Source organism: Caldisericaceae bacterium, assembly GCA_036574215.1.
Classification (GTDB): Bacteria; Caldisericota; Caldisericia; order Caldisericales; family Caldisericaceae; genus Caldisericum.
In genome coordinates, this window is record JAINCR010000017.1 from 1 (window position 1) to 25,260 (window position 25,260).

Annotated in this window: 26 protein-coding genes; 21 read left to right on the forward strand and 5 right to left on the reverse strand. The window is 33.6% G+C overall.

Going from position 1 to position 25,260, the window contains the following annotated elements; translation table 11 throughout:
• From K6343_00820 to K6343_00885, 14 genes are all read left to right on the forward strand, one after another.
• Positions 1 to 516: hypothetical protein (locus K6343_00820; protein MEF3244516.1), on the forward strand; the 516-nt coding region annotated here is incomplete at its 5' end.
• Positions 517 to 600: 84 nt separating this feature from the next.
• The gene (gene raiA / locus K6343_00825) at positions 601 to 1,128 is read left to right on the forward strand and encodes a ribosome-associated translation inhibitor RaiA (GenBank protein ID MEF3244517.1); all 528 of its coding nucleotides are present in this window, start codon (positions 601 to 603) and stop codon (positions 1,126 to 1,128) included.
• A gap of 1 nt (position 1,129) precedes the next feature.
• Complete coding sequence (gene secA, locus K6343_00830) at positions 1,130 to 3,649, forward strand: preprotein translocase subunit SecA (protein ID MEF3244518.1); 2,520 nt, start codon at positions 1,130 to 1,132, stop codon at positions 3,647 to 3,649.
• The gene (gene prfB, locus K6343_00835; GenBank protein MEF3244519.1) at positions 3,646 to 4,737 is read left to right on the forward strand and encodes a peptide chain release factor 2; all 1,092 of its coding nucleotides are present in this window, start codon (positions 3,646 to 3,648) and stop codon (positions 4,735 to 4,737) included. Before secA ends, prfB begins: the two co-directional genes overlap by 4 nt.
• Positions 4,700 to 5,590, forward strand: a complete 891-nt coding sequence (locus K6343_00840) for a YitT family protein (GenBank protein MEF3244520.1) — start codon at positions 4,700 to 4,702, stop codon at positions 5,588 to 5,590. The genes prfB and K6343_00840 overlap by 38 nt, the downstream gene beginning before the upstream one ends.
• On the forward strand, positions 5,587 to 6,243 hold the full coding sequence (locus K6343_00845) for an ABC transporter ATP-binding protein (GenBank protein MEF3244521.1): 657 nt from the start codon (positions 5,587 to 5,589) through the stop codon (positions 6,241 to 6,243). Before K6343_00840 ends, K6343_00845 begins: the two co-directional genes overlap by 4 nt.
• A complete protein-coding gene (locus K6343_00850) occupies positions 6,236 to 7,114 on the forward strand; it encodes a permease-like cell division protein FtsX (GenBank protein MEF3244522.1) in 879 nt (292 codons plus the stop codon). Before K6343_00845 ends, K6343_00850 begins: the two co-directional genes overlap by 8 nt.
• Positions 7,104 to 8,267 carry a peptidoglycan DD-metalloendopeptidase family protein gene (locus K6343_00855; protein ID MEF3244523.1) on the forward strand — a complete coding sequence of 388 codons (1,164 nt, stop codon included), beginning with the start codon at positions 7,104 to 7,106 and terminating at the stop codon, positions 8,265 to 8,267. The genes K6343_00850 and K6343_00855 overlap by 11 nt, the downstream gene beginning before the upstream one ends.
• 257 nt (positions 8,268 to 8,524) lie before the next feature.
• Positions 8,525 to 9,169: a hypothetical protein gene (locus tag K6343_00860; protein MEF3244524.1), complete on the forward strand. Its 645-nt coding sequence runs from the start codon at positions 8,525 to 8,527 to the stop codon at positions 9,167 to 9,169.
• The gene (locus K6343_00865; protein ID MEF3244525.1) at positions 9,160 to 10,404 is read left to right on the forward strand and encodes a glycosyltransferase; all 1,245 of its coding nucleotides are present in this window, start codon (positions 9,160 to 9,162) and stop codon (positions 10,402 to 10,404) included. Before K6343_00860 ends, K6343_00865 begins: the two co-directional genes overlap by 10 nt.
• 150 nt (positions 10,405 to 10,554) lie before the next feature.
• Positions 10,555 to 10,746 (forward strand): hypothetical protein, encoded by a 192-nt coding sequence (locus K6343_00870; protein MEF3244526.1) that lies wholly within the window; start codon positions 10,555 to 10,557, stop codon positions 10,744 to 10,746.
• Positions 10,733 to 11,899, forward strand: coding sequence for a bifunctional phosphopantothenoylcysteine decarboxylase/phosphopantothenate--cysteine ligase CoaBC (gene coaBC, locus K6343_00875; GenBank protein MEF3244527.1), 1,167 nt, complete (start codon positions 10,733 to 10,735; stop codon positions 11,897 to 11,899). Before K6343_00870 ends, coaBC begins: the two co-directional genes overlap by 14 nt.
• A 14-nt stretch (positions 11,900 to 11,913) precedes the next feature.
• Positions 11,914 to 13,101 (forward strand): methionine adenosyltransferase, encoded by a 1,188-nt coding sequence (metK, locus tag K6343_00880; GenBank protein ID MEF3244528.1) that lies wholly within the window; start codon positions 11,914 to 11,916, stop codon positions 13,099 to 13,101.
• Complete coding sequence (locus K6343_00885) at positions 13,101 to 15,326, forward strand: hypothetical protein (GenBank protein MEF3244529.1); 2,226 nt, start codon at positions 13,101 to 13,103, stop codon at positions 15,324 to 15,326. The genes metK and K6343_00885 overlap by 1 nt, the downstream gene beginning before the upstream one ends.
• Positions 15,327 to 15,335: 9 nt before the next feature.
• Here K6343_00885 and K6343_00890 read toward each other — a convergent pair whose 3' ends face one another.
• The 3 genes from K6343_00890 to K6343_00900 all read right to left on the reverse strand — a co-directional run bounded on the left by K6343_00890 (position 15,336) and on the right by K6343_00900 (position 17,393).
• Positions 15,336 to 16,487 (reverse strand): trypsin-like peptidase domain-containing protein, encoded by a 1,152-nt coding sequence (locus tag K6343_00890; GenBank protein MEF3244530.1) that lies wholly within the window; start codon positions 16,485 to 16,487, stop codon positions 15,336 to 15,338.
• Positions 16,488 to 16,549: 62 nt separating this feature from the next.
• Positions 16,550 to 16,900, reverse strand: a complete 351-nt coding sequence (locus K6343_00895; protein MEF3244531.1) for a roadblock/LC7 domain-containing protein — start codon at positions 16,898 to 16,900, stop codon at positions 16,550 to 16,552.
• A complete protein-coding gene (locus tag K6343_00900) occupies positions 16,884 to 17,393 on the reverse strand; it encodes a MogA/MoaB family molybdenum cofactor biosynthesis protein (GenBank protein MEF3244532.1) in 510 nt (169 codons plus the stop codon). The genes K6343_00895 and K6343_00900 overlap by 17 nt, the downstream gene beginning before the upstream one ends.
• 45 nt (positions 17,394 to 17,438) lie before the next feature.
• Between K6343_00900 and K6343_00905 the strand changes: the two genes are divergently transcribed.
• The 5 genes from K6343_00905 to K6343_00925 all read left to right on the forward strand — a co-directional run bounded on the left by K6343_00905 (position 17,439) and on the right by K6343_00925 (position 21,809).
• Positions 17,439 to 18,128, forward strand: a complete 690-nt coding sequence (locus K6343_00905; protein MEF3244533.1) for a biotin--[acetyl-CoA-carboxylase] ligase — start codon at positions 17,439 to 17,441, stop codon at positions 18,126 to 18,128.
• Between the two features lie 229 nt (positions 18,129 to 18,357).
• The gene (locus tag K6343_00910; GenBank protein MEF3244534.1) at positions 18,358 to 19,902 is read left to right on the forward strand and encodes an acyl-CoA carboxylase subunit beta; all 1,545 of its coding nucleotides are present in this window, start codon (positions 18,358 to 18,360) and stop codon (positions 19,900 to 19,902) included.
• Between the two features lie 8 nt (positions 19,903 to 19,910).
• On the forward strand, positions 19,911 to 20,225 hold the full coding sequence (locus K6343_00915; GenBank protein MEF3244535.1) for a hypothetical protein: 315 nt from the start codon (positions 19,911 to 19,913) through the stop codon (positions 20,223 to 20,225).
• Positions 20,218 to 20,688, forward strand: coding sequence for a biotin/lipoyl-binding protein (locus K6343_00920; GenBank protein ID MEF3244536.1), 471 nt, complete (start codon positions 20,218 to 20,220; stop codon positions 20,686 to 20,688). Before K6343_00915 ends, K6343_00920 begins: the two co-directional genes overlap by 8 nt.
• Positions 20,689 to 20,690: 2 nt before the next feature.
• Positions 20,691 to 21,809, forward strand: coding sequence for a sodium ion-translocating decarboxylase subunit beta (locus K6343_00925; protein MEF3244537.1), 1,119 nt, complete (start codon positions 20,691 to 20,693; stop codon positions 21,807 to 21,809).
• Positions 21,810 to 21,840: 31 nt separating this feature from the next.
• Here K6343_00925 and dinB read toward each other — a convergent pair whose 3' ends face one another.
• Positions 21,841 to 23,034: a DNA polymerase IV gene (gene dinB, locus K6343_00930; GenBank protein ID MEF3244538.1), complete on the reverse strand. Its 1,194-nt coding sequence runs from the start codon at positions 23,032 to 23,034 to the stop codon at positions 21,841 to 21,843.
• 136 nt (positions 23,035 to 23,170) lie between these two features.
• On the opposite strand from dinB, the gene K6343_00935 reads away from it, so the two are divergent.
• Positions 23,171 to 24,034, forward strand: a complete 864-nt coding sequence (locus tag K6343_00935) for a hypothetical protein (GenBank protein ID MEF3244539.1) — start codon at positions 23,171 to 23,173, stop codon at positions 24,032 to 24,034.
• Positions 24,031 to 24,300 (forward strand): hypothetical protein, encoded by a 270-nt coding sequence (locus tag K6343_00940; GenBank protein MEF3244540.1) that lies wholly within the window; start codon positions 24,031 to 24,033, stop codon positions 24,298 to 24,300. Before K6343_00935 ends, K6343_00940 begins: the two co-directional genes overlap by 4 nt.
• A gap of 29 nt (positions 24,301 to 24,329) precedes the next feature.
• Here the strand turns inward: K6343_00940 and K6343_00945 are convergent, their stop codons facing one another.
• Positions 24,330 to 24,980 (reverse strand): methyltransferase domain-containing protein, encoded by a 651-nt coding sequence (locus K6343_00945; protein ID MEF3244541.1) that lies wholly within the window; start codon positions 24,978 to 24,980, stop codon positions 24,330 to 24,332.
• Positions 24,981 to 25,260 lie beyond the last annotated feature (280 nt).

Consider the following 25,260-nt stretch of genomic DNA (forward strand, 5'->3'; position numbering starts at 1 on the left):
ACTTTTGGCAAGTTGTTAACTCCCGAAGAAATTTTTTACTATATCTACGCAGTGCTTTATTCAAATGTCTATCGCACAAAATATGCAGAGTTTCTAAAGATTGACTTTCCAAGAATTCCATTTACAAGTGATTACGATATTTTTGCAAAAATGTCTGCACTGGGAAAAAGGCTTACCGACCTCCATCTTCTGAAATCACCTGAGCTTGACTCACCCGTTGCAAAGTTTCAGGGTAGCGGAAATTCTGAAGTGGTTAAAGTAAATTTTGTGGAGAATGAGAACCGGGTGTATATTAATGAAACCCAATATTTTGAGGGTATCTCAAAAGAAGTATTTGAGTATCAAATTGGTGGTTATGAAGTGCTTTCAAAATGGCTCAAAGACAGAAAGGGGCGGTATCTTACTCTTGATGAAACAATTACCTACTGTAAGATAGCTACAGCACTTTTTAGAACCATCGCTATTCAACAAGAAATAGATATACTTTATCCATCCTGCGAAAAAACTCTCCTTTAAAACAATCTTTCCTCGTTTTGATAAGGCGGTCCGTGGTTTTGAAAAAATCCCAAAAATTAATTATACTTGAGTAAGGAGGTAAAAATGGAAAAAACAATTACAACTAAGGGTATTGAAAGTTTACCTGATTTTATTGTAGAAAACATAAATAACAAAATTGAGAAACTTGAAAAGTATTTTGACAACATCCAAAGGTGTAATGTTGTTGTAAGTAAAGTGCGTGGTGTATTTGAAATGGAAGTTACCATTTTTGCATCACAAAAAATAGTAAGGGCAGTAGGCAAAGGAAGTATCATTGACGAAGCTCTTGACAATGTTCTTGATAAACTTGAAGTTCAAATTAGGAAATTGAGTGACAGATTAAAGGGTAATAAAAGAATTACTAAAGAAGAACTTTTTGCTTTAGAGGAAGATGCCGAACCTAAGGATGATTTTCCTAAGATTACGAAAGTAAAAACTTTTCCTGTAAAGCCTATGAGTATAGAAGAAGCTATGTTGCAAATAGAACTTTTAGGGCACGATTTTTATATCTTTAGAGATGAAGAAACAAATGAAATCAATGTGCTCTACAAAAGAAAGGATGGTAACTACGGTTTAATAAGGCCGCAATAATATGATCTTAGATTTTTTAGACCCAGTAAAGAGAAATCTTAAAAGATACAGTGAAATTGTAAACAAAATTAACGAAAAGGAATCGGATATTGCTTCTCTATCAAACGAGGAGCTTTCAAAAAAAACCGAATTATTTAAAAAAAGACTTGAAAATGGGGAAAAGGAAGAAGGTTTTTTAGTTGAAGCATTTGCAACGGTAAGGGAAGTTGCAAAAAGAACAATTCAACTTAGACATTTTGACGTTCAACTTCTGGGTGGTATTGTGCTTTATTATGGTGGTATTGCAGAAATGAAAACAGGTGAAGGAAAAACCCTTGTTGCAACACTACCTTTATATCTTAATTCTCTACTTGGCCACGGTGGTCATCTTGTAACGGTAAATGATTACCTTGCAAAAAGAGATGCGTTATGGATGGGTCCTATTTATAAATTACTTGGCCTTACCGTTGGCGTAATTCAGCATGAGGAAGCATACCTTGTTGAGTGGGAAGACCCAAATAAATTTACTACAAAACTTGTGCCTTGCTTACGAAAAGATGCATATGCTGCGGATGTTACCTATGGGACTAATAATGAATTTGGATTTGATTATTTAAGAGACCATCTTGTAGTTTCTCAGGATCAAATTGTCCAAAGGGAGCTTTTCTATGCAATAGTTGATGAAGTTGACAGTATTCTTATAGACGAAGCAAGGACACCATTAATTATTTCTGGCCCTTCTCAGGAATCTACGGACATGTACCTTGTTGCAAAGAGAGTTGCCGATAATTTGCAGGGAGATATTGATTATGAAACTGACGAGAAATTAAAAACAGTTAATTTAACTCAAGACGGAGTAAAGAAAGTTGAGAAACTTTTAAGAATTGATAATCTATTTGATGAAAGATTTGTCGATGTTGTTAAGCATATTAACCAGGCTTTAAAGGCAAAAGAGTTTTTTAAAAGGGATGTTGATTATATTGTAAAAGATGGAGAAGTAATTATTGTAGATGAATTCACAGGCCGTCTTATGTTTGGAAGAAGGTACAGTGAAGGTTTGCATCAGGCAATAGAAGCAAAAGAGGGCTTAAAAGTAAAAAGTGAAAATCAAACTCTTGCAACAATTACCTTCCAGAACTTTTTTAGAATGTATAAAAAGCTTGCAGGTATGACAGGTACTGCCTTAACTGAGGCAAGAGAATTTAAAGAAATCTATAACTTAGATGTTTATGTAATACCAACAAATCGCCCTGTTATAAGAATAGATCATTCCGATATAGTATATAAAACCGAAGCAGCAAAATTTAAAGCCATTGTGAGAAAGATTGAGGAATTGCACAAAAAAGGACAGCCTGTCCTTGTGGGAACGCGTTCTATTGAAAAATCTGAGTATCTTTCAAAATTACTTAAAAGGGTTGGAATTCCCCATAGCGTTCTAAACGCAAAATATCATGAGATGGAAGCTGAAATAATTGCCCAAGCAGGGAGATTAGGTGCTGTTACTATTGCTACAAATATGGCTGGAAGAGGTGTTGATATACTCCTTGGAGGCAATCCAACTCATCTTGCTAAAAGTATGCTTAAAAAAGGTAAGGATAGTGATGAAGAGTTTGAGTTAGCTTTAGCGAAAGCTAACGAAATTTGCAAAGAAGAGCATGAAAAAGTTGTTTCCCTTGGAGGTTTGCACATCTTAGGCACCGAAAGACATGAATCAAGGAGGATTGACAATCAGTTAAGAGGAAGATCGGGAAGGCAAGGAGACCCGGGTGAATCACAATTTTATCTTTCTTTGGAAGATGAACTCATGAGGTTATTTGGTGGAGACCAAATGAAAGCAATAATGAATACGCTAAATGTAGATGATGATGAACCTATTGATCACCCATTACTTTCAAGGCTTATAGAAAATGCTCAAAAAAAGGTTGAAGCCTATAACTTTAGCATAAGAAAAAATCTCCTTGACTATGATAATGTCCTTGAAAAGCAAAGAGAAGTTATTTATAAAGAAAGAGAAAAAATACTTAAGGAACCATCTATTAAGGATGATATTATTGAGATGATTAGAGAAGTTATACAAAAAACTGTTTTTGCGCATTTTGTTGAGGATGAACTTGAAAGTGAAAATCTTTTAGAACTTGAAAAGGCTTTGAGTAACTTATTATCAAAACAGATTAAACTTAACGGCGTAGACAATATTAAAAAGGATGAATTAGTTGAAAAGGTTTTTAATCTTGCTTTAAAATTATATGAAGAAAAGGAAAGTCGCTTTACAAAAGAAGTTATGAGGAATGTAGAGAAGTATATTCTGTTGAGTAATATTGATTCAAAATGGAAAGATCATCTCTATGCAATGGATGATTTAAAAGAAGGCATAAGCCTCAGAGCATACGGACAGAAGGATCCACTTCTTGAATACCAGTTTGAAAGTAGAGCCTTATTTGATGCAATGCTTGAGAACGTAAAATATGATACAGTCTATCTTCTGTATAGAGTTGAACTTGCAAAAGAAAACGAAAAAACTTTGAATAAAAAGAAAAAATGATAAGTGATGAAGTAAAAAAAGATTTAACCAATACAATTGAAAAAATTGAAGCCTTGCTTGATGAAGAATGGCTTTTAAATGAAGAGGAACAAATTAAAAAGATTGAGAGGGAAATTCTTTTACCCAATTTTTGGGAAAGAAATGATGCTAAAGAAGTGTTAAAGTTGCTCTCAATGATAAAAAAAGAAGTGGCAAAATATTATGAACTTAAGAGATCAAGAGATGACCTTTTAGTTACCTTGGAGTTATACGAAGAAAGTCCCGATAATTTCGATAAAGAAGTATTGGAACTTCTACACAAAGCGCAAGAATTGTCAAAAGAAGTAGAAATAGAACGTTTCTTGAATGAACCATACGATGATTTAAATGCCTTTGTGTCTTTTGCTACTGGAGCAGGTGGAGTTGACGCACAAGATTGGACGGAAATGCTTCTTAAAATGTATCTACGTTTTTTTGAGAAAAAGGGATTTGAAGCAAAAATTATTGATGAGAGTTTTGGAGAAGAAGCAGGTATAAAAAGTGCAACTGTTTATGTAAAAGGTGAGTTTGCATACGGCTTACTTAAAGGAGAAGCAGGTGTCCATCGATTGGTTAGGATTTCCCCTTTTGATGCTAATAGAAGAAGGCATACCTCTTTTGCTTTAGTTGAAGTTGTCCCAGAGATGGAGGAGGTAGAGGATATCGAATTAGATGAGAAGGATCTAAAAATTGATATCTTTAGAGCAAGCGGTCATGGGGGGCAAAATGTTCAGAAAGTTGAAACGGCAGTAAGGATAACACATATTCCAACAGGTATAGTTGCAACATGCCAAGATGAGAGATCCCAATCTCAGAATAAAACTATTGCTATGAAGATTCTCAAGTCTAAACTTTTACTGCTTGAAAAGAAAAAACATGAAGAAACGATAAAAGACCTTAAGGGCGAATTTAGATCAATTGAGTGGGGTAATGAAATTAGGTCGTATGTGCTTCAACCATACAAACTTGCAAAAGACCATAGAACTGGTGTAGAAATTGGTAATGTCGATGAGGTATTACAAGGTGAAATTGATGAGTTCATTTGGGCATATCTTAAATCTAAAAAGTAAATTCAAGCAAGGCGCTAAAGACTTCATTGGTATTACTGTAGGTTCGGCTATTTATGCAGTGGCTATTGATGTGTTTATCCAACCCAATAATATTGCACCAGGTGGCTTTATAGGGATAGCGGTAATATTAAACCACTATTTTAGTGTATTAAAAGTAGGTTTTCTTGTTATTTTGATGAACATTCCTCTTTTAATAATTGGCTTAAAGAGGATTGGATTAAAATTTTTTATAGGGACCATTGCCGGAACTATTTTGTCTTCTATTTTGATTGATCTTTTTGCTCCTTATTTACCTCAATTCCGATCAGAACCAATGCTTGCTGCTCTTTATGGTGGGTTTTTAATGGGTGCTGGTATTGGTATTGTCTTTAGGTTTTATGCTTCTACTGGGGGGACAGATTTACTTGCTCAGATTGTTTACGATACAACCGGATTGCCTTTTGGTCAATCTTTGATGCTTGTAGATGTTGCTGTAATTATTACTTCAGGTGTTGTCTTTAAAAATGTCAATGTGCCTTTGTATTCAATTATTGCTGAACTTGTTAGCAATTACGCTATTGACTTAGCACAAGAAGGTTTCTTGTCTTATAAGGTATTGTTTATAATAACTAAAAAACCAGAAGAAATAAAGCAGAGGATTTTTGAAGAAGTGGGAAGAGGCGTTACAGAGTTTGAAGTTGCTGGTGGTTATACAGGTGAAATTAAAAAGATGCTTGTGGTTGCTGTAATACATACTGAGACAATGAAGGTAAAAAGGATTGCCATTGAAGCGGATCCTGAAAGTTTTACCATAATTGGGAATTCTTCAGAAATTATAGGGTATGGATTCAAGTCTTCAAAGGAGAGAATATGATTGAATTAAGTGATGTAGTTAAAGTTTACCCAAACGGGACCCTTGCCCTTGACAAAATTAACGTTAGATTCAATAAAGGTTCTTTTACAGTGCTTATGGGTGAGTCAGGGGCTGGTAAGACAACACTTCTTAAAATTATAAGGGGGGATGAAGATCCCACATCTGGGTTTGTTCTGTTCAACGGCAACGATATTAAAAAATGGAATAAAGTGAGTTTAAGAAGAAAAATTGGTTTTGCTTTTCAAGATTTTACTCTTATAGAAGATAGGACTGTTCTTGATAATGTGTCTCTTCCTCTACAATTTTTAGGTGTAAACTTCCATACACTTCACGAAAAAACTGAAAGTATTCTTCAGGCAGTCAAATTGAGAGATAAAATGTATAAACTTGTAAAAGAACTCTCATATGGTGAAAGACAGAGGGTAACGATTGCAAGAGCGTTAATTTATGAACCAGAGGTTCTTCTACTTGACGAACCAACTGGGAATTTGGATGTTGATACAGCAAAAACTGTTTTGTCTTTTATTGAAATGCTTAACGAAAGGGGTACAACAGTGATAATGTCTACACATCATCTTATTGACTTTGGTAAAAAACCAAAAGAAATGATTAAAATAAAAAATGGAAAGATAGTGAAAAAGGAATATGTATAGGCTATTGTATATTTTTAGACATACATTTCTTGTGTTAAAAGGGACAAAAAAGGTTGCTTTTATTACAGTTGTATCTCTTCTTGTTGGAATGGTTGCTTTAGGATCTACTTATATTGTTGGGTTCAAACTATTTAAAAGCTCTCTTTCTCTTAAGGAAAAAGTTAAGATTATTGTCTTTTTTAAAAAAGACCTCCTTCCAGAGGATGTAAACAAAGCAGTTTCGATGATTAGCTCTATAGAAGGTGTTAAGAGCACGCTAATTACTACACCTGAAGAAGCTAAAGTTGAATTTGAAAACCTTTTTCCTCAGTATAAAGAAATACTTGATAGTTTATCAAAAAATCCTTTGCCGTATTCTCTTACAGTTGAAATTAGCGATATAAGCATGGGAAAGAGAATCTCGGAGATTATTAAAGGCATCCCTATTGTTGATGTAGTGGTTTTCTCTGAAGAAACCGCAAGCAAAATTAATGAACTTATTAAAGTAGTTTGGCTTATTTTTATTTCGGTTCTTCTTGCTGTATTAGGAGATCTGGTTTTTACGATTCAAAACTCAACAACTTTACTTCTTGATTTTAGGAGGCATGATTTAGTGGCGTTGCAATTGATTGGCTCTGATAATGCTTTTATTTTCTTACCATTTATTTTCATTTCCATTCTATTGAACTTGATAGCCTTCGGTATTTCGGCATACGTGCTTACTTTTGTTAACAAGATGAGTTCAACAATTGTCCAGAGTATTATTCCTTATGCAACCGTATCAACGAGTATGAATTTTAACCTTATTTTATTTGAAATATTAATTTTTTCTCTATTTTCCACATTAATTGGAAGCTTTATATCTTTGCTGAGGTTTAGAAATGTTAAATAGCAAAAATTCTTTTGTAAAGTTTATTGCTATTTTCATGGTTCTCCTTTTAATGTTCCTTTCGGGTTTTGGCTCTGTTAGATCTGGTATCGAAGAAGAAAGAAAAAAACTTGAAGAGTACCAATCTCAACTTAGACAGATAAGAAGTAATATTGTAAGCGTAGAGCAGTCATCTAAACAGATTGAGGCGCTATTAAATAGTTTAAATACACAGTTGAATAACCTTGAAATACAAATTAAAGCAACACAAGAAAAGATAACTTACTTGTCGAATGAAATTACCAATAAAGAAGCGCAAATAAAATTTAAGGAAGAAGAAATAAAAGCAAGACAGTCGAATTTGGCTGATATAGTAACGCTTTCCTATGAACTTTCTAAAATTTCTCCTGCTGATGTTTTTTATGAAGGTGGTGACCCTAACTCTGTTTCTAAAAGAATCACATACATTACCTATATTTCAAGTTATACTGAGAAACTCATGAACCAAGCAATAAATGATAAAAAAGAACTTGAAAATTACAAAAAAGAGTTAAATAACTCAAAAAGTCAGCATGAATTAGTCTTAAATGAGAAAGTTGAACAGGAAAATATCTTAAAAGATGAGTTAGATATGAAAAACCGCCTTTTGGAGAGCCTAAAAACTAAAAAAACATATCTACTCTACAAGGAAAATGAACTTGAAGAAGAAATAAAAAAGGAAGAACAACTAATACAGAAGTTAATTGAAGAGGCTAAAAAGAAAGGCATCTATACTGGCACATTTATCTGGCCTGCAAAAGGCCCAATTACTTCTGAATTTGGAATGCGATTCCACCCAATACTTCATATTTGGCGTTTACATGATGGTATAGACATTGGCATTCCTACCGGCACACCGATAAAAGCATCAGCAGATGGCACTGTTACCTATGTTGGTGCTTTAAGCGGATATGGAAATGTTGTTATACTTTCTCATATGGCGAACTTTTCTACACTTTATGCACATCTCAAGAGTGCAGTTGTTAAAAAAGGACAAACCGTTAAAAAAGGTCAAGTAATTGCATATTCTGACAACACAGGTTGGTCAACAGGTCCGCACTTGCACTTTTCTATTTACAAGATTGACATAGAAACTGGGAAGTCTACCCCAGTAAACCCACGGGATTATCTTCCGTAGTTGTAAAAGTGAAGTAAAGGCGTTTGTTTCAGCAAGAGATTTCAATAAGCTCGACCTCCATATTGCCCTATATAATTAGTTTTCACTCTTTTTTAGCCTAACTTTTTAGTAAGTTCTTTTTTAATATCATTTTTGGTGCAATTCTACCAAGTGTAAAGTAGTTGTAACCCCAACTAGATTTTTTAAGGCAATTCGTATTTGAAATTTTGTATTTAAGAATTAATTTGCTACAATTTTACAATAGGTTTTATGAAAAAGTGTACGGGGAAAATAATTTAGAAAGTAGAATTAAACAAAATTTTAAAAATGTAGTACTAATAATTTTTACTTTAGGCGTATGGTCATGGATTATAGTGGCCTTTGTGTGGGTTTTAGGAGCGCTTGGCTGGTTTTTACTTTCGTACATCTGGGAAAAAAATCTTTTTATACCACAGGCTGCACGTTCTACAGCATTCGCTTTTCTTTTAATCTTGGTGTGGGCGTTTATTATTTTTATAATTATGTTAGCATGGTCAAAGTATCATTATCAACGATTTTACAAAAAAAACAGAAGGAAATTAAAAATCCCAGTTGGTAATTCACAAACATTAGCCTGGAAAGAACTTTCTATAGGAACTCAAGGTTTAGAAAACTCTGTGATAGATACACAGGCGTCTCTTGAGATTAATAAAACTTTCTTTAGAGATTTTATTTCTTTAGAGGAGAAAGATTGTTTAACTACTTTTACTCCGATAATTATGAAAGAGAATTTCTTTGACTCAAAAGGGAATATTATTGTTTCTGAAGGAGAAGAAATTACACCTGAAATTATAAAAAGAGTAGTAGAAGAAGGTCTTTACTGGGAGTTTATTCATAAAATTTCCAAATATATCCCTATTGAGGAGGAAAATAAATGCGAATAAGTGAAATTATAGGGTGGTACGTATTTATTTATCCTCTTGCAATGAGCATAGTTTGGATAACTTCGGCGATATATTTTTGGTGGAGGCGTGAGAAAGGTTATCAAAGAAAAATTACTTGGTGGAGAAAGAAATGGCCATCGGTAACTATTCTTGTCCCATGCCATAATGAAGAGGCAGGTATTAAAGCAACATGCACGGCTTTACAATTTTTAGACTATCCAGATTATAGAGTAATATTTATAGATGATGCATCCACCGATAACACAGCAAACGTTATTAGGAAATTTGTTGATTTAAACCCAAATTTTTATCTTCTAAGACTTACTGAAAATCAAGGAAAAGCTAATGCTTTAAATGTTGCTATATCAATTGCGGTAAAAACACCCATTACAGTTGTGATAGATGCTGATACAATCCTTTTACCGTATACACTGAAGCATCTCGTTTATCCTTTTTTAAAGCAGCCAAGACTAGGGGCAGTAACTGGTAACCCCATATCCATTAACAGGAAAAATCTTATTGAAAGACTGCAGGCAGCCGAATTTTCCTCCATTATTGGACTTATAAAAAGATCTCAAAGGATTTTGGGAAGAATTTTAACTGTATCAGGATGTATTGCGGCATTTCGAACGGAAGTCTTAAAAGAAGTTGGTGGTTTTTCACCCTATACTGCTACTGAAGATATTGATATAACCTGGAAGATTCAAAAGCATTTCTACGAGGTTTGGTTTGTGCCTCAAGCAGTAGTCTTAATACAGTCTCCAACAACTTTAAGAGAATACTGGAAGCAGCGAAAACGTTGGGCACTTGGAGGTTGGCATTTACTGCGAACTCATAAAGACATTTTTAGACAATGGCGTTTTCGTTATTTGTATCCTGTTTATTTTGACTTTATATTAGCATCTATATGGTCATTTTGTTTTGTTTTTGGCACTCTTTTATGGGCTATTAGTAGTGTATTTTTTGGTAATTCTATGGGGTTTATCCCAATTCCAGCTTGGTATGGATCGCTTCTTTCAATTGCAGGGATGGTGCAAATGTCAGTTGCTGCCTTTTTAAATTATGATTATGATAAAAACTTATGGAAAACACTTTTCTGGATTCCATGGTATTTTATTTTCTTCTTTGCTTTTGGTGCATTAACTGTAGTGTGGACTATGCCAAAAGGGCTTTTTGGGAGTTTGGATAAAGCTGGTAAGTGGAAAAGTCCAAAAAGGGAAAATATCCGGGTATGAAAATAGCATATACACGGATAAACATATTTTTAATTAAGTGGCCACTTTAAATTTTTGAATGCATTTTACTTATCAATTCGTTTAATTGACTTGAATTTTATTTTTGATAAAATATCTATGCAATGTTAATTTAATTTTTGGGGGTATCGTATGGAAGATTTAGAATTATATATAAAATTGCTTGAAAAAGTTGTTGATAATAAGTATAGACTCATTCAACTTCTCATTGAAAAAGGTCAGAGTCTTTATAAAACCAACCCAACAGTTTACAACCCATTTTATGCAGGTGATTTTATTAAAAAACTGCAACTCAATTTTTTAGAAAAGGATGAACAAGAATAACACTAATGTCCTCCTCGGGATAACAGGAGGAGTTGCAGCCTACAAAATCCTTGAGCTACTTCGCTTGCTTGTAAAAAAAGGCTTCAAGGTAAAAGTTGTGCTTACCGAAGCTGCTCTTAATTTTGTTACACCCTTCTCGTTTTTATCTCTTGGTGCTGAAGAAGTTTTTACTGATTTAGATCAGTTTTCCGTAAAAGATGGGAGTTCTATACATTTATCATTATCAAGATGGGCTCACGTAATCCTTGTTGCTCCAGCAACTGCAGATATTGTTGCAAAAATAGCAAATGGCATTTCTGATAATTTACTTCTTACTACCATACTTGCCTCTAAAAACCCTGTGCTTATTGCTCCGTCGATGAATGAAAACATGTTCCTCAATCCTATTACACAAAGCAATTTAGAAAAACTAAAGACTCTTGGTTTTAAAATCATTGAACCAGAAGAGGGATACCTTGCCGATTTACAAAAAGGTAAAGGTAGGTTGAAAGGTGTAGAAGATCTCTTCGAAGATATCATGTATTTTTTGTATGATAAACCATTCCTCAATAAAAAAGTTCTTGTAACTGCTGGTGCAACAAGAGAGTTTATTGATCCAGTGCGTTTTATTACAAATGCCTCTTCAGGTAAAATGGGTATAGCTTTGGCCAAAGTTGCAAAAAGACTTGGTGCTAATGTAACACTCGTCTTTGGAGAGGTTAGCGAACGAATTCCTGAAGTTGATAGGTCAATACACGTAACAACAACCGAAGAGATGAAAAATTGTGTCATTGAGAATTTGAAAGAAGCAGATATTTTGCTAATGGCAGCAGCTCCAGCGGATTATAAACCTACAACGTATACAGATAAAAAACTTCCCAAACTTGATAAATACGATTTAAAATTAGAAAAGACTGATGATATTTTAAAAGAAGCTTCAAAGTATAAAATTAATAAGTTATTTGTGGGTTTTGCCCTACAAACCGAAGACTTAATTGAAAATGCTAAGAATAAACTTTTAGAAAAAAATTTGGACTTTATTGTTGCAAACACCCCTTCTAATATCGGTGTTGACAGAGGAAAAATTACTTTGATTTCAAAAGCTTTAGATATGTTTGAGTTTGAAGGAACAAAAGAAGAGATAGCTCACTTTATTTTTTTAAAGATTATTTGATTAAGGAGGCAAACATGGTGCGTAACGAAAGGAAAGAGTTAGTAACAACAGAGTCAGTTACAGAAGGCCATCCTGATAAACTCGCTGACCAAATTTCTGATAAGATTCTTGATGAGATTATTAAGCAAGATCCAACTGGGCGTGTTGCCTGTGAGACTTATGTAACTCACGGTTTAATAATCGTTGGCGGAGAAATTACAACTCATGCTTGGGTTGATATTTCTGAAATAACCAGGGAAACTGTAAAAGAGGTTGGTTATACTTCACCTAGGTATGGTTTTGATTACAGGACTTGTGCTGTTTTGAATGCAGTTGGAAGGCAGTCTCCTGATATTGCAAGGGGGGTCGACAAAGGTGGTGCAGGCGATCAAGGAATAATGTACGGATATGCAACCGATGAAACAAAAGAACTTATGCCATTACCTATAGTGCTTGCCCACGGTTTAACTAAGAGGCTTGCTTCTGTAAGAAAATCTCTTGAACCAAAAGAACTTGCTCCATTCCTTGGCCCAGATGGTAAAGCTCAAGTTACCTTGCGCTACGAAGGTGGGAAGGCAATTGAAGTGACTGACGTTGTTATTTCTACTCAACATACAGAAGAACTATTAGACCCAAGAACAGACGAAATGAGTGATGAAGCAAGAGAAATGATTTTTGAAATTATTGCAAAAAAAGTAATTCCTGAATATTTGATTACTAAAAATACCACATATCACATAAACCCAACTGGAAAATTCGTTGTAGGTGGCCCTCAGTCAGATACTGGCATGACTGGAAGAAAGCTTGAAGTGGATACCTACGGTGGACTTGCTCCCCACGGTGGTGGTGCATTTTCTGGTAAAGATCCAACAAAGGTTGATAGGTCAGCAACTTACATGATGCGTTATCTTGCAAAAAACGTTGTAAAGGCAGGCCTTGCAAAAGAATGTCTCATACAGGTTGCTTATGTAATTGGTGAAAGTGAACCGGTTTCTTTTATGGTTGATACTTTTGGAACAGGAATCGTTAGTGATACTGAAATAGAGAAAACTTTAAGGGATTTGGTTGATCTTTCTCCTCAAGGTATCATAAAGCATCTTGATTTATTAAGACCCATTTATCAAAAGACGGCTTCCTACGGACATTTTGGTAGAGAAGAAGTTGAATTCACATGGGAAAAAACTGATCTTGCACAAGTTTTAAAAGATAAATTCAAGATTTAATGAAAAAATACTTAGGGGTCGCAATTGAGGATACTTATCTTCCGCTTGATATCCTCTATTATGAGGCCCCTAATCATGTTTCTGTATCTGTGGGTGACAGAGTTATTGTCCCATTAGGCTCTTCCAACACTCCAAAATTTGGTTTTGTTTTAGAAGAAGTTGATACAATTAAAAATCGGGATATTCATATTAAAAGTATTATTGATGTAGTAGAGCATGCGCTTTTTTCAAAGCATATTGCGGAATTATTTAAATTTACTTCCGAAGTCTTTCTTATCCCTATACACAGTCTTATTAGTAAAATTTACGGCACATACGTGAAGGGAGATCTTGAAAGAACTCTAACAGTCGTAGATGAGAATTCTTTAGTGGAAATTCTCAAAAATGAAAAGACTAACAAAAAATTGATTTTGGAGTTTTTAATAAAAAATAAAACTTGTAAAATTTCTGACCTTATAACATACATAGGTATAGGTGAAGAGTCCGTCCTAAAGTTTGTCAGGTTTTTAGAAAAAAAGAACTTAATTAAAATTGGTTATATACATCTCTTAACATATGACCTTTTTGTAAGGGTTAAAGATAGAGTTGCTATAGTAGATAAGTTAAATGAAGATATAAATAAATCCTTTAAGACTGTGCTTTTAAAATTACTTAAGTCAAATACAATATACGCATTGGATTTGATAAAAGGCGTAAAAAACGGGAAAAAAATTTTAGACGATTTAATTAGTAGCGGAATTGTAGAAAAAATCGATTTTGATAAAGAAACATTTACTAAACCTAATGTAGAAAAATTTATTTTAGATGGAGGAGGTCTCTTTGAAAGAAGTGAGTATCTTGCAAAGTATTTGTCTGAAGTTTTATCGCCAAATGGGAAAGTGCTTATTGTGGTAAACGAGCTTATTTTAATTAAAAGGATACAAAAAATTTATGAAAACTACTTTAAGGAAGAAGTTTTTGTTTGGGATGGGAAAGACAAGAGCCTAATCAAAAAGTATTTTCGTTCTTCTACAAAAATTTTTATTACTACTCCGTTTGCTTTATTTGTTGATATCCCGAATTTGGAATTTATTGTGGTTGAAGATGCTTCTTCAAAATACCACTTACCTTTCGAATTTAATGCCTTTGATACAAGATATATTGCGCACAAAAAATCACAACTTGAAAATATTTCTTTAGTTTTTTCAACTTATTCGCTTGATGACCTTTTGTATTATTTCTATAGAGAAAAGGGTTTTCAATTAAAGATATTAAAGGATACACGACTGCAAAACAAGCGAATTATAGATATGAGAAAGGAGTATAAGTCTAATAATCTTTCCCCGATTTCCTTATATCTTGAGAGTAAAATCCGCAAGGCGTTATCTTTAAATGAAAACGTTGCTTTAGTGCTCAATAGAAAACCTTATTCCACTTATATCGTATGTAGAGAATGTGGATATATTCACCGTTGTCCAAATTGTGGAACACCTCTTCATTTTGATTCCGAACAAAATATCCTTTTTTGTCCTGTGTGTGGTCATGTTGAACCTCCCATAGAAGTTTGTCCTAATTGTGGAAGTTTATCAATTTCTTACTTGGGTTATGGGATACAAAAGCTTTCAAATGATATAAAAAGAGTTTTTCAAAAAGCCAATCTTGTTATTCTTGAAAGTGATAAAAATAATATTTTTTACGATTCTCAACTATTTTCAAAAACAATTTTTCTTGGAACAGAATACCTTCTTTCACATTTGGATTTTAAAAATATTTCAATGGTTGTATTTGTTAGTGCTGACACATTTTTATCTGGTAGCGAAGTGTATTCATCATTTGAGGCATTTAGGAGTTTTAGGCAAGCCTCTTTTGAAAATTACCCGAAAGATGTATTTTTGCAGACCTATCTTATCGACAACTATATTTTGAAAAGTTTTAAAACCGATAACGAAAAAGACTTTATCAGTTTGGAGCTTGGTTTTAGAAAAGTTTTACAATATCCACCTTATAAAAATCTTATTGAGATTAGATTTTCAAAAGATATAGATATTAACGCCTTTAAAGAAATTCTTCCTGAAACAAAAATACTTGGTCCTGCAAGAAAATTTTTTGATAAAGTATCTGTTTTTGATGTTAGTATTTTAACAGAAACACCGCCTAAGGAAGTCTTTGAAAATTTAAAAAATTCTGTTTTTTCAAAAAAAATAATTGGGGTAAGAGTTTCTCCTACCCCAAATTTACTTAAGTAAGTTTAAATTTTACTGAGAGCCGAGTGTAGCTACTACGTTAACGATCCTTCCATCTCTTGAAATTGTAAGAGTAATTTTATCACCCGTATTACTATTTCTAATTATTGAAATTAATTCATCGGCTGTGCTTACAGGTTTTCCATTTGCTTCTGTTATAATATCAAACTTTTTAATTCCTGCTCTGTCTGCAGGGCTTCCTGAGACAACGGAAACCACAAACACACCACTAACATATTGTAAATTGTAAGAGTCTGCTATTTCTTTTGTCATCGTTGTAACCTGCACTCCCAAATACGGCCATTTCATAGAGCCTGTTTTTAATAGATTGTCAATAACTTTTTTTGCCGTATTAGATGAAACAGCAAAACCAAGACCTTGAGCCCCTTGATAGATCATTGTGTTAATACCTATAACTTCTCCTTTTAGGTCAACAAGAGGTCCGCCACTATTTCCTGGGTTAATGGCTGCATCAGTTTGTATTACACCATACATTGTTTTTCCATCGCCAGTATCTATATTTCGTTCTAAAGCTGAAATTACTCCAAAAGTTACGGTATGGTCAAGTCCATAGGGATTACCGATAGCTACTACAAGTTCTCCAACTTTTGCCTTTTGGGAGTCACCAAATGTAGCAACAGGAAGATTGTTTGCATTGATTTTTAGAAGTGCAAGATCTGAAGATGGATCTGTTCCTAAAACTACTCCTTTATAAGTTTTTCCGTTTGAAAGAGTTACTTCTATTTTTGTTGCATCTTCAATTACGTGGTTATTTGTAAGTATTAAGCCATCGCTTTTAATTATTACTCCGGAGCCTAAGCCTTGTTGTGGAATAACTTGGAAGAAAAAAGGAGAAACAACCTGAGTAGTTGATATAATTCGGACAACTGCAGGCGAAACCTTATTTGCAATCTCTTCAATTTGGTTTTGGATGTCAACAAGGTTTGTTCCTACAGTTACACTACTACCCTGTTGAGGTGTTTTGGTAGACGTCTCACTAAGTACCCATGGGAAAAGAGAAGGGTTTTTAAAGACGATAAAAGTGCCAAAAATTCCACCTATGATACTGCCAATGATAATACCTACAATAAGGTAAACAAGCCAACTTTTTCTTTCATGATGTTCAAACTCATTGTTTTCATTATTTTTTTCTAATTCTTCCATAATTTCACCTCCGAATCTTTTTTATGATATTCGGAAATTATGAAGAAATTGTGAAGAAAGTATTATTCTTCGATTAGTTTCTCTTTTATTTCTTTTACTGCTTTATCAATCTTTATCCTAAGCAGTCCAAGATTTATTTTTCTTGTAGAAATTACTGCAAGGAAACCATTGCCAATGTTTGAGAATATGATAAAATCAGTATCAGTTTCAATAAGGATGTGTCGCACTTTTCCTGAATTTAGAACTTTTGCTGTTGTTATGCCATTTCTAAAAACTGTTGCGCACATTCCTGAAACGGCATCTGGGTCAAGGTCTGGGGGAAGTAGAGAGTGCACTATTAAACCGTCATTACTTACAATTGCAACTCCTCTAACTCCTTCAAATCTTTCTAATTCACTAAGTATGTTTTCCATGAATTCCTCCTTTGCCTTGCATGATTTCTAAACAATGTGGAATTGCTTCTTTTACAACCAGTAAAGAATCTATCGCTCCTTGAGGGTTACCAGGCAAGTTGATTATTAAAGTGTCTCCTCTTATGCCCGTAATTCCTCTTGAAAGAATCGAAGTTTTTACATTTTTAAAGTTTTCCATTCTTATCGCTTCAGAAAAACCAGGCATCTCTTTCTCAATAACCTCTCTTGTTGCTTCAGGAGTCACATCTCTTTTAGCGGGCCCAGTTCCTCCGCTTGTTAAAATAAGATCAACTTTTAAAACATCAGCATAGTAAAGTAGTTTTTCTTTGATAAGGTGTATCTCATCTGGAACAACAGAAGCATCAACTAAAATCCACCCTTCTTTTTCAATAAAATCAGTTAATAACGGGATTGTTTCATCCTTATTTAATCCAGAGCTTCTCGTATCGCTTGCAATAATTATGCCTACTTTAATTTGATTTTCTTTTTCCATATTTAAATGATATCAAAATTTTCCAATATTCAAATATAATTTTACATGGAACTTAAAAGGAATGTTGTCATTGTTTATGAAACCTCTTCTACAATGGATCTTGCAAAAGAGCTTTCTAATACTTTTTTGCCACCTTTTATTGTCAGATCTTTTATCCAAACGAAAGGTAGGGGGCAGTACGAGCGAAAATGGCAATCGACTTATGGTGGGTTATATTTTACGGAGGTATTGAATTTAAATAACATACTCGGTTTTTCAACGTTCTTATCTATCCCAATTTTAAGGGTTCTTAAGAGGTATGTTGAGAAAGTTAAAGTGAAATGGCCTAACGACATAGTAATAGAAAAAAAGAAACTTGGAGGAATTTTAGTAGAAAAAAGTAATCTTACGTTTGCTGGTATCGGGTTAAATATTCAAAATGATGTTAAAGATGTTATCAATTCTTCTATATCGCTTAAAGATTTTATTAATATTGATAAGGAGACAATCTTTTGGGCAATACTTGAAGAAGAAAACAATCTAATCAACGATTTTTTTAAACATGGTTTTAGAAATTTTAAAAGAGAATACGAAGAAAACCTCGCTATTTTAAACAGGAAAACGAAGGTTGATTTAGGTTATAAAATTGTAGAAGGTGTTGTTGTTGGAGTTGGAGTATTTGGAGAATTGCTTTTAGATGAAAACGGGAAGATGATTGATATTTTTAGTGGTTCTATAGTTAACTTTTATGATTAAAATTGCTAGCTATTTTGTATTGTTATTGAAGAGTTTACTAATTGGAAATTTTACAAGGTTGAGCATATTACATGAAGTATATTTGGAATTGCAAGCATTCTTGACAAAATTTATAATTCTGATATAAATTTCAGTGAAAGGAGAATTTTTATTTTATCCAATTTTTAAAAAACCGAGGCATGTTAATGCTTATTTTTTTATTTTTTAAAAAATTCTATGGGGGTGTAATATGTCGATGGATGACAGATTAAAGGAACTTGAGGAGAAGAAATCAAAGATCATTAAAACTGATCCTCAAATTGTAGAGAAACAACATCAAAAGGGTAAACTCACAGCTCGAGAAAGGATTGACCTTTTAGTTGATCCCGATTCTTTTGAAGAATTTGACATCTTTGTTAAAACACGTTCAACCTATTTTGAACTTGATAAAAAATTTATCCCAGCTGATGGAGTAGTAACAGGTGTTGGCAGAGTTAACGGAAGAAGGGTTGCGATATACTCTCAAGACTTTACAGCGATGGGTGGCTCTTTAGGAGAGATGCATGCTCTTAAAATTGTTAAAATGCAGGAAATGGCTCTTTCGCTTGGTATTCCGTTTATTGCGCTAAATGACTCAGGTGGAGCAAGGATACAGGAAGGTGTAGATTCGCTAAGAGGTTATGGAGATATATTTTATAGAAACGTTAAAGCCTCAGGCGTTATTCCTCAAATTTCTGTTCAGTTGGGACCTACAGCAGGTGGTGCCGTTTATTCACCAGCTCTTATGGATTTTATCATCATGACGGAGAAAGCAACCATGTATATAACAGGGCCAAACGTTGTAGAAGCTGTAACAGGAGAGAAAGTTACTCACGAACAGCTTGGTGGTGGTTTAATCCATAACGAGAAAAGTGGAGTTGCACATTTCCTTGCAAAAGATGATAATGAGGCAATTGAATTAGTGAAAAAGTTATTGAGTTATATTCCTGACAATTATTTGCAAGATCCACCTGAGGTTGAATCAGATGATTCTTCAGATAGAGAAACTCCTAACTTATATCAAATTGTTCCAGATGAACCTAATTTAGCTTTTGATGTAAAAGATGTAATAAACGAAGTTGTAGATAAAGGAACATTCTTTGAAGTTCATGAATCTTACGCAAGGAATGCAGTTGTTGGCTTTGCAAGACTAAATGGCAAAACGGTTGGGATTGTAGCAAATCAACCTGTATATCTTGCTGGAGTGCTTGACATAAATTCGTCTGATAAAATAGCGAGGTTTGTTAGATTTTGTGATGCGTTTAACATTCCTCTTATAACATTTGTTGATACACCAGGTTATATGCCTGGAACACAGCAGGAGCATAACGGCGTTATTCGGCATGGTGCAAAGATTCTATATGCCTATTCAGAAGCAACGGTTCCTAAATTAACAGTTATTTTAAGAAAGGCATATGGTGGTGCATACATTGCAATGTGCTCAAGACATCTTGGTGCTGATGTTGTTTATGCTTTTCCTCAGGCAGAAATAGCGGTAATGGGTGCAGAAGGTGCAGCTAGCATAATTTTTGCTAAAGAAATTGCATCTTCACCAAATCCTAATGAAACAAAAGCAAAAAAGATTTTAGAATACAGTGAGCAATTCTCAAATCCTTACCTTGCAGGGGAAAGAGGGTATGTTGACGATGTAATCGACCCAAAGGATACAAGAAAAAAACTCATTTATATGATTGAATATCTTAATTCAAAGTATGAAGATTTGCCTAAGAAGAAACACGGCAATATTCCTTTTTAGGAGGTCGTATGAATCAAGCACTAAAAGAAGGATTACTACTTGGTGTTTTTGGTAATATTCTCACTTTTTTTATTCTTTTTATTTTAGGTTTATTTATTTCATTTTTACGTTTTATAAAATCAGGCGAAGTAAAAGAATTTGAGGAGCCAGTAGGTTTTGAAGAAACAAGAGAAGATTTAATTAACAAAAAGAAGGTTGTTGCTTTAAGTGTTGCACTTGCTAAATATTTTGCAGATAAGAATGTTACAAAGGAAGAACAAAAAGTTTTAAGAAGTGAAAGAACATTATCATCTTTAAAAGAAAAGAGGTGGAGAAATGGGTAAAATTTACAAGATTAAAATTGACTCAGAAGTTTTCAACGTAGAAATTGAAGAGGTAGATACTAAAAAAACAAGGGTAGAAGAGAAAATACAAAGGGAAAATAAAATTGGTAAGGATTTACAAGAAAGTAAGACTGTAGAACAAAAAACCTCTCAGGAAGTCACCAAAGAAGTCGTTAAGGAAGAAAGTATTGTGGAAGAAAAAACTCTTGAACCTTCTGAACCTGTTGTTGAACCTGTTGAAAATGTGACTGATTTTGTTCTTGCTCCGCTACCAGGTAAAATTCTTAAAGTCTTAGTGCAGGCAGGACAAAATGTTAAAAGGGGTAGTGTGCTTTTAACTATTGATGCGATGAAAATGGAAAATGAAATTTTTGCTCCGTTTGATGGAAAGGTATTAGCAGTTTACATAAAACCAGGCGATAAAGTTGAAACTAATAAGAAGCTTTTAAAGTTAGGAAGGTAAATATGGACAAGCTTTTACAGATACTTTCTTTATCTGGTTTTTCTGCACTAAGTATAAAAGAAATTATTATGATTTTCATTGCTATTTTACTAATATATCTTGCAATTTTTAAAGAAGCTGAACCTCTTTTACTTTTACCGATTGGTTTTGGCACGTTACTGGCAAACCTTCCTCTTTCAGGAATTACGGACCCTCCAAATGGATTTTTCTATTTGATTTACAAAGGTCTTGTTGAAACAGAGCTTTTGCCAATAATTATTTTCATGGGTATTGGAGCGATGACTGATTTTGGGCCTCTTATTGCAAATCCAATGACTGTGCTTATGGGAGCAGGAGCACAACTTGGTATTTTTATTGCCTTATTCATTGCGTTATTATTTGGATTTGATATTAAAGAGGCTGCTTCCATTGGCATTATTGGAGGTGCTGATGGGCCAACTGCAATTTATACAACTCTTAAACTTGCTCCTCATCTTCTTGGGCCTATTGCTGTAGCTGCATATACGTATATGTCGCTTGTTCCTATTATTCAGCCTCCTTTTATGAGATTATTAACAACAAAAAAGGAAAGAAGCGTTGTAATGTCCCAGCTAAGAGAGGTCTCAAAAATTGAGAAAATTATATTTCCTATTGTTGTAACAATTCTTGTAGGTCTATTGTTTCCTCCCATTGCTCCTCTTGTTGGTATGTTGATGCTTGGCAATATTTTTAGAGAATCTGGTGTTGTTGAAAGACTATCAAATACTACGGCAAATGAGCTCATTAATATTGCAACCATTCTCCTTGCAACAACTGTTGGCTCTACAATGCGTGGGGATACGTTCTTAAATATTAAGACTTTAGAAATTATAGTTTTAGGAGTTGTTGCTTTTAGTGGAGGAACAATTGGCGGATTACTTATAGGAAAAATTTTCTATTGGGTAACAGGTGGTAAGGTTAATCCTCTTATTGGATCTGCAGGAGTATCAGCTGTGCCAATGGCTGCAAGAGTATCTCAGAAAGTTGGCCAAGAAGAAAACCCAGGAAACTTCCTTCTTATGCATGCAATGGGGCCAAATGTAGCAGGTGTTATAGGAACAGCTGTGGTTGCTGGAATTTTAATAACATTCCTTACACATTAAAATATAAAATCTAATTAAAGGCGGAAGAGTATCATCTTCCGCTTATTTTTTTACTAAAAAATAGAGTATCTAAAGTCAGTGTATCTGCATAAGATATTGTAGCGTCATTGAATTTTTTCTTAATTGTATCAATTGCTGTTAAAATATTCTCTTCTTTTGTTTTACTCTTATTGAAAAGACCTTGATCATTACTTTTAAGGTTTGTTGCAGTAATACCAAGTAGCCTTACCTTCTTTCCACTGTAATTTTGTCTGAATGTTTTGAGTGATGCTTCGTATATCGTATAATCGTTGTTTGTTTCGTGTACCGTTGTTTGATATGAAAATGTAGTAAAATCTTCATACCTTATCGTTAGTAAGATTTTTGTTGTTAGAAAGTTTTTACTTCTCAATCTGAAGCCTACATTGGCTGAGATCTTTTTTAAGACACTTTTTATAATATCTATATTGTCAGTGTCAAAATCCAGCGTTGTTGAGTTGCCAATTGATTTTTCTTGTTTTTTCTCAAATTCATCTATTACTTTACTTTCATCTATTCCTCTTGCAGATTGGTATAGAAATACTCCATACGAATGGAATACTCTTATAAGTTCATTTAAATTGATTTTTTGTAAGTCCTCAATTGTTATTACATTAAAGTGCTCTTTTAACTTTTTTTCTATTTTGTTCCCAATGCCTGGTATTTTTGAAACATTTAAATTGCGTAAAAAATCAAACGCTTCTTCTTTTTTAATGATAAGCAAACCATCGGGTTTAGCTTGTTTTGAAGCAATTTTGGAAACTAACTTATTGTAGCTTATTCCAATAGTACACGTAAGTTGTGTTTGCCTTAGAATGTCTTCTTTAATGGATAAGGCTATTGTCCTTGCGTTATCGTAATTTTTTGCAATATACGAAAAATCTAAAAACGCCTCATCTATAGAAAAGCGCTCAATACTTGGTGCATACTTTTTTAGGATCTCATAAATCTTGTCTGAAATTTCTTCATAAAGATTCATATCCCCTTTTACGATTATAAGTGATGGAAGTTTTTTTATTGCTTCTTTTATTGGCATACCAGATTTTATTCCGTAAACTCTTGCTTCGTAAGAAGCAGTTGCAATAACAGACCTCCCATTTGGGTGGTTAGATACACCTATGGCTTTTCCTTTTAGCCAAGGTTTCCTTACTTGCTCTACTGATGCAAAAAATGCATCCATATCTAAGTGAGCAATTATCCTTTCCATCATTTTAATTATACGAACAAAAGTTCGTATGTCAAGAGTTAAAATCTACTTGAATATCTTATAATAGGTCTCAAAGTTTTAAAAACGATAAATAAATTTAACCTGTTTTATGCTATAATTTATCAAGGAGGTTAATATGACGGATACAGTGGGAGTGATTTTTAATATCTTATTTTGGGCTTTTATTATAATCTCCCTTCTTTCTCCACTGATAAGGCAGAAAAATCTTGAGATCCAAAGATTAGAATTTATTAGAAATTTTGAAAAGAAAAGAAAATCAAGAGTGATTGTGATGATTCATAGGCAAGAGACAATGAGTTTACTTGGTATCCCAATCACAAGATACATAAGCATTGAAGATTCCGAAGCAGTTTTGAGAGCAATTAGACTTACCCCTGAAGATATGCCAATTGATATCATATTGCATACACCTGGTGGACTTGTTTTAGCAACAGAACAAATTGCCCAAGCACTTGTAAAGCATAAAGGTGAAGTTACAGTTTTTATTCCGCATTATGCAATGAGTGGAGGAACAATGCTTGCCCTTGCTTCTGATAAAATTGTAATGGATGAAAATGCTGTTTTGGGCCCAGTGGACCCACAAATTGGTAATTACCCCGCTATCTCTATTCTTAAGGTAGTAGAAGAAAAAAATAAAGATAGGATAAGTGATGAGACTATTATTCTTGCTGATATATCAAAAAAGGCAATGCTGCAAGTAAAAACTTTTGTAAAAAGACTACTATTGGCAAATGATAGGACTGAAGAAGATGCAGAAAAAATTGCAACAATACTTACCGATGGAAGATGGACCCATGATTATCCTCTTACATACGAAGAAGCAAAAGAAATTGGGCTAAACGTATCTTCAGATGTGCCTAAAGAAATCTACGAGTTGATGGACCTTTATCCACAAAATCCTTCAATGAGACCTTCTGTTCAGTATGTTCCGCTTCCATACAAAGCACCTGAGAAATCTTCACCTTCAAAGGGTAAGTGAAAGAGCAAAATATCTCTTTATTTGAAAGTATTGTAAGAGTAGTTTTGGGGGTAGGAGTTTTTGTTCTGGGGTACAAAATTACCGATTTTAATTACCTTTACTTGGATAACTACTACCCCAAGACTTTTCTATTTAATACAATATATAGGTTTCATAATATCTTTCAGATCCTTTGCCTTGTCTTTGGTTTTATTTTATTTTTTACTGGCATTACAAGGTTTTCGGTAGTTAAAGAAATTATTAGAAGGACAAGAAGGAAAACTTAATTTCGCATTTTAAAATCTTTTTGGTAAATTCATGCCTTTATTCCTTTAAGCAATCTTATATATCTACCAAAGAAAAGATACTCCTTAAAATTTATAAAACCTTCTTGAGAAAGTATCTTTTTCCAGTCTTTTTCGATAAAATCAAATGCATAAGGACACTCTATAATCCTAAAAGGGATCTTTAAATAAAAAGGCATTTTATCTAAAGAAAATTCGTTATAATCCAAGATAAAAAATTCACCTTGTTTTTTTAATGCATTAAAGACATTTCTAATGATCTTAATTCTAACCTCTTGAGGAAAGCCATGTAGCACAAATGAGATAAAAGCCTTGTCAAACTCATCTTTGTAGTCTAATTGCTCATCAATTCTTTTTTTGATAATTTTTACATTATTGAAAGGCTCACATTTCTTTTTAAACTGTGCAATCATCTCATCGGAAATATCTAACCCTACAATTTCTCCTTTTTCTGAAAGGAACTTTCTCATTAAGCAAGCATTTCTCCCAGTTCCTGCTCCAAGATCTAAAATTCTATCATTTGGTTTAATCTCTAATTTTTCAATAGCTTTCTTTATAAACGAAGCATATGATCCAAAAGTTATAATATCCAATAATCTATCGTAATGTTTTGCTTCAAATCCTTTGACCTCTACCTTTGAATTTGGATAATAACTACTCATTTTTAATCCTCCAATTTTTTTGAAATATTTGTGTTAATTATTATAGACAATTTTATGATTTTGTAAATTTGTCTAACTTTTTTAATTTACCTATGTTAAAGGTGTTTTGAGCTAAACTTTTTCAAGTGCAAGAGCTTAAGTGATCTTGAGGTCTATAAAAAGGATTTAGGTTAACTTACCTAAAAAACATTTGAATGCGCTTCCAAGTGGCAAGCTGTAAGTATGCTGTTAGGCAAAATGCCAATTTTATGAGTAACTTTCCAATTTTCTAATTTAGAAA